This is a genomic window from Massilia sp. S19_KUP03_FR1 (genome assembly GCF_036688685.1).
Taxonomy (GTDB): domain Bacteria; phylum Pseudomonadota; class Gammaproteobacteria; order Burkholderiales; family Burkholderiaceae_D; genus JALYUM01.
On sequence record NZ_JAQQPS010000020.1, the window covers coordinates 118,696 to 127,615 of the forward strand.

Annotated in this window: 7 protein-coding genes and 2 pseudogenes; 3 read left to right on the forward strand and 6 right to left on the reverse strand. The window is 54.3% G+C overall.

Annotated features, from left to right (window positions below):
• The first annotated feature begins 77 nt into the window (after positions 1 to 77).
• On the forward strand, positions 78 to 1,715 hold the full coding sequence (locus V6M87_RS20985; RefSeq protein ID WP_332878611.1) for a response regulator: 1,638 nt from the start codon (positions 78 to 80) through the stop codon (positions 1,713 to 1,715).
• 425 nt (positions 1,716 to 2,140) lie between these two features.
• Here V6M87_RS20985 and V6M87_RS20990 read toward each other — a convergent pair whose 3' ends face one another.
• From V6M87_RS20990 to V6M87_RS21005, 4 genes and pseudogenes are all read right to left on the reverse strand, one after another.
• On the reverse strand, positions 2,141 to 2,608 hold the full coding sequence (locus V6M87_RS20990; protein WP_332878612.1) for a hypothetical protein: 468 nt from the start codon (positions 2,606 to 2,608) through the stop codon (positions 2,141 to 2,143).
• A 624-nt stretch (positions 2,609 to 3,232) separates the two neighbouring features.
• Positions 3,233 to 3,460, reverse strand: a complete 228-nt coding sequence (locus V6M87_RS20995) for a hypothetical protein (RefSeq protein WP_332878613.1) — start codon at positions 3,458 to 3,460, stop codon at positions 3,233 to 3,235.
• 176 nt (positions 3,461 to 3,636) lie between these two features.
• Positions 3,637 to 4,263: pseudogene (locus V6M87_RS21000) on the reverse strand (tyrosine-type recombinase/integrase).
• Positions 4,264 to 4,375: 112 nt separating this feature from the next.
• Positions 4,376 to 4,807 (reverse strand): zinc-ribbon domain containing protein, encoded by a 432-nt coding sequence (locus tag V6M87_RS21005; protein WP_332878614.1) that lies wholly within the window; start codon positions 4,805 to 4,807, stop codon positions 4,376 to 4,378.
• A gap of 1,189 nt (positions 4,808 to 5,996) precedes the next feature.
• Here V6M87_RS21005 and V6M87_RS21010 point away from each other — a divergent pair.
• On the forward strand, positions 5,997 to 6,824 hold the full coding sequence (locus V6M87_RS21010; RefSeq protein WP_332878615.1) for an alpha/beta fold hydrolase: 828 nt from the start codon (positions 5,997 to 5,999) through the stop codon (positions 6,822 to 6,824).
• Between the two features lie 484 nt (positions 6,825 to 7,308).
• On the opposite strand, the gene V6M87_RS21015 is transcribed toward V6M87_RS21010, so the two are convergent.
• On the reverse strand, positions 7,309 to 7,737 hold the full coding sequence (locus tag V6M87_RS21015; RefSeq protein WP_332878616.1) for a hypothetical protein: 429 nt from the start codon (positions 7,735 to 7,737) through the stop codon (positions 7,309 to 7,311).
• Between the two features lie 624 nt (positions 7,738 to 8,361).
• On the opposite strand from V6M87_RS21015, the gene V6M87_RS21020 reads away from it, so the two are divergent.
• Entirely contained in the window at positions 8,362 to 8,736 is a 375-nt protein-coding gene (locus V6M87_RS21020; RefSeq protein WP_332878617.1) for a hypothetical protein, read from the forward strand.
• Positions 8,737 to 8,810: 74 nt separating this feature from the next.
• On the opposite strand, the pseudogene V6M87_RS21025 reads toward V6M87_RS21020, so the two are convergent.
• Positions 8,811 to 8,920: pseudogene (locus V6M87_RS21025) on the reverse strand (IS481 family transposase); the annotation flags it as partial.

The following is an 8,920-nucleotide window of genomic DNA, read 5'->3' on the forward strand; positions in this document are numbered from 1 at the left end:
GCCCCGGCGCGGCCAAACCGCTATTGTATGGACTGAGCATGGGCTTGGATTGAACGCTGCGGCGCCAGGGTTGGAAGATGAAAGATACGATACAAGAAAACAGCCACTTGTCGGTGCTGGTCGTCGACCCCAATCCGGGCATGCGCGGCAACCTGCAGAACATGCTCGGCCAGCTCGGCATCAGCAAGATCGAGTTCGCGGTCAGCGCCGGCACCGCCATCCGGGCGCTGGGCCGGCGCCATGTCGACATCATCCTGTGCGAGTACGACCTGGGCCTCGATACTGGACAGGACGGCCAGCAGCTGCTGGAAGACTTGCGCCACCACCAGCTGATCGGCCCGGCCGCGATCTTCATCATGCTCACCTCGGAAGGCGTCGAGAGCCGCGTCGTCAGCGCCGCCGAACTGACGCCCACCGATTACGTATTAAAACCGTTCACGATGGATGACCTGGGCAGCCGCCTCACGCGCGCGCTTGACCGGCGCGCCGCCATGCTGCCGGCCTGGCAGCTGCTGGAGCAGTCGAAATTGCGCGATGCGATCCGCTTCTGCAGCGAGGAAGAACAGCACCCCCGCTTCGCCGCCGACTTCGCGCGCCTGCGCGCCGAACTGCACGTGCGCCTGGACGAACTGGCCGAAGCACAGGGCGTGTACGCTTCAATCGTGGCCGACAAGCCGCTCGGCTGGGCAGTGCTGGGCCTGGCGCGCGTGCTGTTTGCGCTCGGCCGCGCCGAAGATGCGCGCACCACCCTTGAGCGCCTTCTCGGCGCCAACCCGCGCCTGATGGTGGCCTACGATTTGCTGGCGCGCTGTCACGAGGCGCTGGGCGACATGGCGCAGGCACAAAAAGTACTGGAAGACGCGGTGCTGCGCTCGCCCCACGTGGTGCGGCGCCTGCGCAAACTGGGCGAAGTCGCCTACGAGGCCGGCGACCTGGGCGCCGCCGAAAAATCGTTCCGGCAGGTGGTGGCGAAAGCACGCTACTCCGAATTCCGCGACCCGGAAGACCATGTGAAACTGGTCAAAACGCTGGTGGCCAGGGGCGACACGCTGCAGGCCGGCAGCGTGATCCGCGACCTGGAAAAATCGCTGCGCGCCAGTGCCACGGTCGATGCCTGCAAGGCCGTGTCGACGGCACTGCTGCACGAGGCGGCCGGCAATACGGTGGCCGCGGTCACCGAACTGCAGGCGGCAGTGACGAATGTGCGCGCCGGCTCCGGCATTTCCGGCAGTCTGCGCATGGACCTGGCGCGCAGCTGCCTGGCGCACCAGATGGACGATGAAGCGTCGGAGGTGATGCTTGGGGCGATGGCGGGCAGCGCCGGGATCAATGCCGTCACCCAGCAGCAGGCACTGAACGTGTTTGTGCGCGCCGGTCGCGAAGATCTCGCCAGGGGCATCGGCGCGCAGTTGAAGGCGCAGGCGCAGATCCTGCTCGGCGTGGCCGACGAGAAGCGCAAGATGGGCGACGTGCGCGGGGCCGTGCTCACCCTCCAGGAAGCGCTGCAGATCGCGCCGGGCAATGTGCAGGTAATGGTGGCACTGGCTGGCGGCACGCTGCGCCAAATCCTTGAGCTGGGCTGGGATCACCAGCTGGCCGAACAGTGCGCCACGCTGCTGGCGAAGATCGGCGCGCTCGACGACGCGCATCCGCGCCTGCTGGCCCTGCAGGAAGAGTTCCTGGTGGCCAAGCGCAAGTACGGGATTGCGGTCTAGCTGTAGCGGCTCGCGTTTGAAACGGGCCATGCTCGCATGCGACGCGTTTTCCGGCTCAGATCAAGTGCAAATGACGGATGGCGCGTGGTGGCGATAGCGGAAAATATGTTCGCCATCCTTGGCGCCCGCTTGCATCCTAAGGCAGCGTGCTTGGGCTAACTGCAGATGAAATTACGCCTGGGCCGACAGGCAGCTGTCGACCCATTGCGGACGTTCGACCTTTCTAATTGAGTGTCTGGTAATGCGCGCTGTCGCATGCTTCCATACTGATGAGACAGGACAACAGGCCGGCGAAGAAGATGGTCATCTCAACGCGCTTGACCTGCTTCTTCAGCGCCGACTTGCTCGGGCATCAACCCAGTCTCTGAGCCACCGTCTCCACAGTCGGCAAACCGCCAGACAAAAGAACCGGATTGCTTCTCTATTCAAATCACAACATCATACTCAAGGGTATCGACCACTTTTTCGTCGATGGAGACTTCGACCCGGTAGTGACCTGGGTCAAAATCTCCCGCTGGCAACCTCCAGAACAAGCGAAACGGACTCTTCGCGAATTTCATGTCCTGCTTGCGGATCGCCACAACCTTTCCGTCCATATACCACGTCCAGTTGACCGCATGACGGCCAGCGTCGGAGGTAAGTGGTTCCCATTTCGCGTGAGTTATCACAACTAATGAATCGCGCTGCTTAATTTTCTTCATCGGGGTTTCTTCAAAGGCGTAGCCACCGCGCGCGCTCGTAACCATGCCATTGGTGAAGACCATTTGGTCAACACCGATGGTAGAACAACCCTGTAGCAAACCGATTAAGCTTAAGCCAGTCAATATTTTCTTCAACATATCGTTATCATTCCCAAGGTTATAAAAATTAAGAAGAGCGTTATATAATTTCATAGTTACGTTATCAAAATACAGTTTTTACACTTTATTTTGTTTAGCATATTCGATGCATGAACACACCGATATTATGTGTATACAATGAAAGACAGTTGCAGGTCAATGCAAAGACATGAGGTTTCGACGAAATTGATCTAGCAACATCGCAACAATGTAAGAGTTCTAGCGTGCATCTCGTCGAAGGCCGCCAAGGGCAGCGGCGCCAGTTAAGGATCAGCCGATCAATGGCCTATCAGATGCATCGGAAGCAAGACCCATCCGAAAAGCAATGCGAGACAAAATCGGGCGACGAACTTGCTTTTTACTAAGGTAATAATTTTGTAGAACTCCAGTGCGAAGAGAACTATTAACACTGTCGTCAGCATTCTTAAGGCGAGCAAAACCAACAGGCCTGCCCACGCTAGGGCACGGTTAAAACCAATAGCGATATTCTCCGCACGCAAAGCTGGTCCGAGCCAAAACCATTCACTCGCAGGGACAAGGAGGAAAAGCACGACTTGTCGCGAAAGGACAGAAGTTGAGGTATACCAAAGTACGATTGTATTAAGCACGTAAAAGTCTCTGAGGGTTTTTACATAGTCGCACAGAGAGTGATGATAACCACATCAACGATTTACGCTATCAACTTGAAGATTTCTCTAACTTTGACGAAGGAACAACAAGCGTCGCAAGCCATAGCAGAAATGAGAAAAATCGCCAGAGTCCCATGAAACAAAAGAAATACACGGCAAATTGCGCGATGCCGGTAGTTGGCCAGAAGCCTGCACTTTTCATCAATGCGATCGTGCAAAAAACGCCCGCACCGGTCGCTACAGCATTCATCCACACTTGTTTTTGAAAAATTTTCATGGAGCATTAATTCTGTCTAAAAGTTGCGTTATGAAATCCTGAAGAGATTTCTTTCCGAACGATACCAACATCTAGTTACGGCTGTGTGACTGCTTTTGGCCGAAATCCGCCAGTCGCTGCCAGGCCGGCTTTTCACCGGCAGTTGACCGCTGACCGAGGCCAGCGGCGGCACGCCCCTACGCCTCGGTTTGCTCAGTTATCTCAAGTGCATCATCGACTTCGATTCCGAGGTATCGTACTGTACTTTCCAACTTGGTATGTCCCAAAAGCAGCTGAACCGCACGAAGATTCTTGGTCCTTCGATAGATCAGCGTCGCTTTCGTTCGGCGCATCGTATGTGTGCCATAGGCCACCACATCAAGTCCAATCGAAGCCACCTATCGCCTGACGATACGCGCATACTGTCGCGTTGACAAATGTGGTGATTCCGCAACCCTGCTCGGAAAGAGAAACGCATTGCTTGAAAGCTTGGCGTGATCAATCCAGGCTAGCGAAGCCTGCCTTGTTATGTCAGTAACTTCAAACTGAACTGGGCGATGCGTTTTACGTTGCATCACGATCGCACGGTGCATGATGCTACGCCCCTGTGCGATGTCGCTAACTTTCAAACTCAGTAAGTCACAGCCGCGGAGCTTACTATCGATGGCAAGATTGAACAGGGCCAGGTCCCTGACTTTTTCCGTCGGCTGGAGGCGGATTCGGATTGCCCATATCTCCTTCAACTTCAACGGTGTCTTTTGGCCGACCAGTTTGCCCTTGTTCCAGGCCGCTTGATGAAGCGGCATCTGCGCGTTCGGTTTCATGAGGTTCTCCTTTTGAATCGGACCTCATTCTTACGTACTCATCGTGTAGTGACGAACGGCAGCACCCGACCCATTCCGGACGTTCGCCATCAAGTATGTAGCTCAGACGCGGTTACTCGAGCTTCAGTAACCCGCGAACCATATTAATCTTTGCAATATCGTGGTTGTATGGCGCGAACTGCTTCCAGCGCGTGAGCAACTCAAGCCATTCGGTCAGAAATTCTTTGTTAGCCCGTAGGCCTGACTTCTCAGCGGCCCAGCGCACGTCGTATTCAGAAAGCGCAGCGCGCAGCTGATTCGACTCCGACCAGCACGTAGCGCAGAATTTTCGCCGCTGATCGATGCTGGCTTTTTTGATTTCGAAGGTGTACTTCTGGTCTAGGGCAGTAAATGTACAGGCCGCGCTGCACCGCCAGCACTTGAATGGTTTATCAACATATTCGCGCTTGTAATGGTAGGCGATTGAATGCTTGCTCTGCTCAGACCATTGCTCCGGGTCGGCAGCGACAGAGCTTTGCTGATCCTTCTGGGCGCGTTTGGTCATGGTCGGATTTTATGTGGTAGCGGCAGTCCATTTGGCATGCCCGGAGTTGCGCCGTCAGTGGTCGTCGATGACAGGCCGCTTGTGGCCGAAATCGGTCTGTCAGAGCAGGATAGCAGCTTGCTAAGCGAAAAGTAATTACATTGTCACGACAGGCCGGTGCCGACCCAAACCGGACGGTCAACTCGGCGGCATTTCCATAGATGTTGCTCTGCTAATCGCCAAAGCTACACCGAAGATTTGGATAATGTCTTGATGAAATTATGCCGATCCTTCCCTTTCACCCGAAGTAAAAAGTTGCCGGTTAGCCGAAGCCCTCACAACTCGCTTGAGACGGCGTGCTTTTTCAAAAAACCGTTTTCCCTTTCTTCGGTTTCTAAGAACAGCGTCAAGGAACCACGCCAGATCCTCATAGGCCTCAATGTTGAACGGATCGATTTTTATCGCCATTCGATAACAGCGTACTGGTTCCTTGAGGGGGGCGGCAGTTTCAAACTCAGCGAGTTCCAAAGGTTGCCTCGCATGACCCACAACTTGGCACATGTCGGATGTTCTTGAATTGCCGTTTTTGACAGCTGGACCGTTGCTTCGGTTTGCTCCGAATGGAATGAACGTCGTGGCTAACGGCGTTTCAACTCATCGATGTATTGGGCTTGTTCCATAAGGTTTCTGGTAAGCAGCTGCTGTTATCGGGTTGCGGACGATTGGTTGGATGGGCTATCGCGGAGGTCCAAGTTAGCAAGATGTTTGTTACTGCTTGTTATCATAGGCGACCTAGCAAGGGCCTGCTCCTGGCCTAACTCGGCCGTTCAGGTAATCATAGCAGGTTGCCAAGTTGGAAATCCAGCGGTGGACGTGACAGGCAGCTCCCGACCCATTGCGGACGTTCGCTCCAGGTCTTGCAGACATCGCCCCATAGTGATTGGAGGAGTACGGAGTCCTACTTCGCCTTCTTCACGCAGTTCAGCAAACTGTTCGTCCGAGACCCTGCTGGGCAGTCTGGAATCGCCATTCTTAGGGAACGGCATCGGCTTGACGGAACCCGAATTCAACGAGCGCCGTCCAGGTGCCACATCCCTTCAACACCCAGGATTGTGCAGTTTGTCCAATCAGGTTGCAGTTCAGCGCATTGGCGCTGAACTCTTATGTCATTGGAACAATAATTTGTCTTCACTAACCGAAAAATTAGACCATGGTCTCGTTTCTGAAAATGTCGATACTTTTTGCCTTGTTCTCTAGTCTATTTATCGCAACCCCTGCACTGGCTACCCCAACCGCCGTGCAGATCGACACGATCGCCGGACACCGACTCGAAACAATTACGATCAATCCTCCGGATGCAAAATTGTGCGTGGTGTTCGAAAATGGCTCGCGCGCGACGGTCGATTCTTGGACCGGGGTCATCGCCGCCTTGCCGCCAGAAGTCGCAGTCTATGCCTACAATCGGCCCGGTTACGGGAGCAGCGAGAAGACCGATACGCCACGTGACGGCATGACCATTGTTGAGGAACTCCGACGCGGTCTGCAGCAAAAGGGATTAAAGCCGCCCTACGTTCTGGTGGGCCATTCGCTTGGCGGCCTATATATGCAACTGTTCGCGCGACGCCACCCAGATGAGGTCGCTGGCATGGTACTAGTCGATGCCTTGTATCCGCGCGTGATCAAGAAACCGGAAAATTTCCCGTGGTGGACACGCGCCGTCAAGCAGGTGTTCTTTTCGGCGACAGTCAATGAGGAGATCAACCTGATTTACCAGACGGGCGAAGAGGTGGCCAAGCTGGCGTCCATCGACGACAAGCCGATCGTGCAGTTAATCAACCGGCCTACCGATCCGACCGCTGTAGCCGTTGACTTCGGCGTGTTCGACCACGATCCGAAAACGGTGGCCTATGTCAAAGCGCTCTATCCTAGCTCGAAGAAGATCTTCGTCAATTCCGATCACCAGATGCAGAAGCAGAGTCCGGTGGATGTGGCAGATGCGATAAAGACCGTGATCGCCTCCGCAGTGGCTCGGCGCTAGCGCGTAACGCTCACACCTGCCGCATCAATTCTTCGTATGCGGCGACGCAGACCTGTACAGGGCATGTTTAAGCGCCCGAATAAATTATGCAGAGCGCAAACTAAATTCGGAAACGAACGACCGGTTCTGGCCGAAACCGGCTGTTCGGACAAGTCTAGCATGTTGCCAATCTGAACTTGTTGCGATTTTTGCCGACCGGCCGCATACGACCCAGGCTGTGTAAAAACGTGAAGAAAATCTGAGAACAAAAAAATTCCGCCTCTCAGAACGGCCGCTACGCTGTTTTCCCGCAGTCAGGAAGGGTTGCCCTACCAATGGAAATTTCCGGTTTTTACGTTTTTACACAGCCTGGACCCACAGCGGACACCGAGCAATGGTGCCTAGTTCGCCACCTCTGCTGACGGAGTCAACATTTTCCCGCCTCACGCGCGCCGATGCGCGGTCATCTGTGCAGGCGCGTGCGATAAAGGTTGCTTTAAAATTTTCATTTGCACGCGCTGTTCTTCGCCACAGAATAGGCGAGTTCATACTGCTGTTGATACATGAGCAAAGCAAGATCGTCATCCGTACTGTACGGGCCATCCCCGAGCGACTTCACCTGGCTGGCTTGCTCCGCAAACTTGGCTTGAGCAAGCTTCAATTCCGCCCAATAGGTTGCACACCAGCCGTCCTTTTTGTCGAGCCTTGCTTCGAGCCGCGCGATTGCTTGATCCCAAAGGGCGTTGGACCGGCCATAGCAAGCCTTTAGGCCGCCATTGCTGGCGCACGCATTGACTTCGCACTTGAGTGCTTTGGTACACCGGTCTAATTCAGCGGAGACTTTGCGCGCCAGCTCCGCAGGAGGCTGCTGCGCAAGCGCGCACGACGAAAGACAGGCAAGGAGAAGAGCGATATATCGCGATGAGAATGGCATGCTGACCTGTTTTCAATTAGCCCCGTAACGCGCGGAGCAACATTATCAAAAAAACACATGATTCTAGTATGCCCGGCGACATGCCGCTTGCCCGCTACGCCGCCCGACCGATGGCCAAGCCGGTCCCGACGGTGCCTCAGCAGGACGCCACAAGATCGCTATGGTTGCTTCTGGCCCAGACTGTGTAAAAACGTGAGGAAAAACCGTGAACGAAAAAATCGGCCTCTCAAAACGCTCGCTAAGCGATTTTCTCAGGGTCCGGAAGGGTAACCCTACCCTTGAAAATTTCAAGTTTTTGCGTTTTTACACAGCCTGGGTCGAATCCGGCCGTTTGGTTAAGCATAGCAAGTTGCCGAATTGGAAAAGCAGAACCGGTACGACTCGCAGGAAACCAATCAAACCGCCAGTTGCTGCAAGGTATAGTAGGCCGTCCAGCGACGGAGGACAATAATGGCACAGTTGTTAGGCAACGTCACCCAAGGGCGTTTTAGCCCGTTTGATCGAACAGTTCAATCGAAGACATGTGAGTTTGATGCTACATTTCTTATTGGTCTTTGGACCGAACCACTGACTCAGTGAGCCGATATAGTGACGCTATCACTGCTGGGCGGAAAAGGGGCGCAAATGCATGACCGTTTCCTGACATCCCTATTGGCTGAGCGAACAAAAACGTTGGGTAGCGGAAAAACATGTGTTAAGGATGATTCTCTACCGGGTCTACAGGATGTTCGCGACTGCGTTGTTCAGTTGGTGGGGCAATATTCTGAAAGTGTACTTTGGGAAGTTTCAAGGCGAAGCTGCATCGCGCCAGACTCTGTTAATAAGTCATTTTCCCAAAAATATTTTATGTGGGTACAACCCACCACTTACCCCGCAACTAGTGATAAACCGTGGTTAGTCCCAATCGAGGAAGCGATTACCGCTTATCTTAAAATGCTCGGCGAACTAATTGGCCAAGGGTTAATTGAACACCAGTTGCGAAACTGTATCGGAGTATAACTGCAGCGGCTTGCGTTTTTAAACGAACATGTTCGCACTGGACGGCAGCGTGCTCGTGCGAACTGCAAATGAGTTTAGGTGTCAAGACCCGCTTGGTTATAGACGCATTTAACGAATAATTCTGGCTTTTTATCGTGCCAGTTTTTCAGTGCCTGGACAGGCGTTTGGTGATCGAGAGCGCGCT

Bases quoted from the DNA above. Each gene is read 5' to 3' on its own strand.
- V6M87_RS21010 (WP_332878615.1), top strand. From the start codon at position 5,997: ATGGTCTCGTTTCTGAAAATGTCGATACTTTTTGCCTTGTTCTCTAGT.
- V6M87_RS21020 (WP_332878617.1), top strand. From the start codon at position 8,362: ATGCATGACCGTTTCCTGACATCCCTATTGGCTGAGCGAACAAAAACG.
- V6M87_RS21005 (WP_332878614.1), bottom strand. From the start codon at position 4,807: ATGACCAAACGCGCCCAGAAGGATCAGCAAAGCTCTGTCGCTGCCGAC.
- V6M87_RS21015 (WP_332878616.1), bottom strand. From the start codon at position 7,737: ATGCCATTCTCATCGCGATATATCGCTCTTCTCCTTGCCTGTCTTTCG.
- V6M87_RS20995 (WP_332878613.1), bottom strand. From the start codon at position 3,460: ATGAAAATTTTTCAAAAACAAGTGTGGATGAATGCTGTAGCGACCGGT.
- V6M87_RS20990 (WP_332878612.1), bottom strand. From the start codon at position 2,608: ATGAAATTATATAACGCTCTTCTTAATTTTTATAACCTTGGGAATGAT.
- V6M87_RS20985 (WP_332878611.1), top strand. From the start codon at position 78: ATGAAAGATACGATACAAGAAAACAGCCACTTGTCGGTGCTGGTCGTC.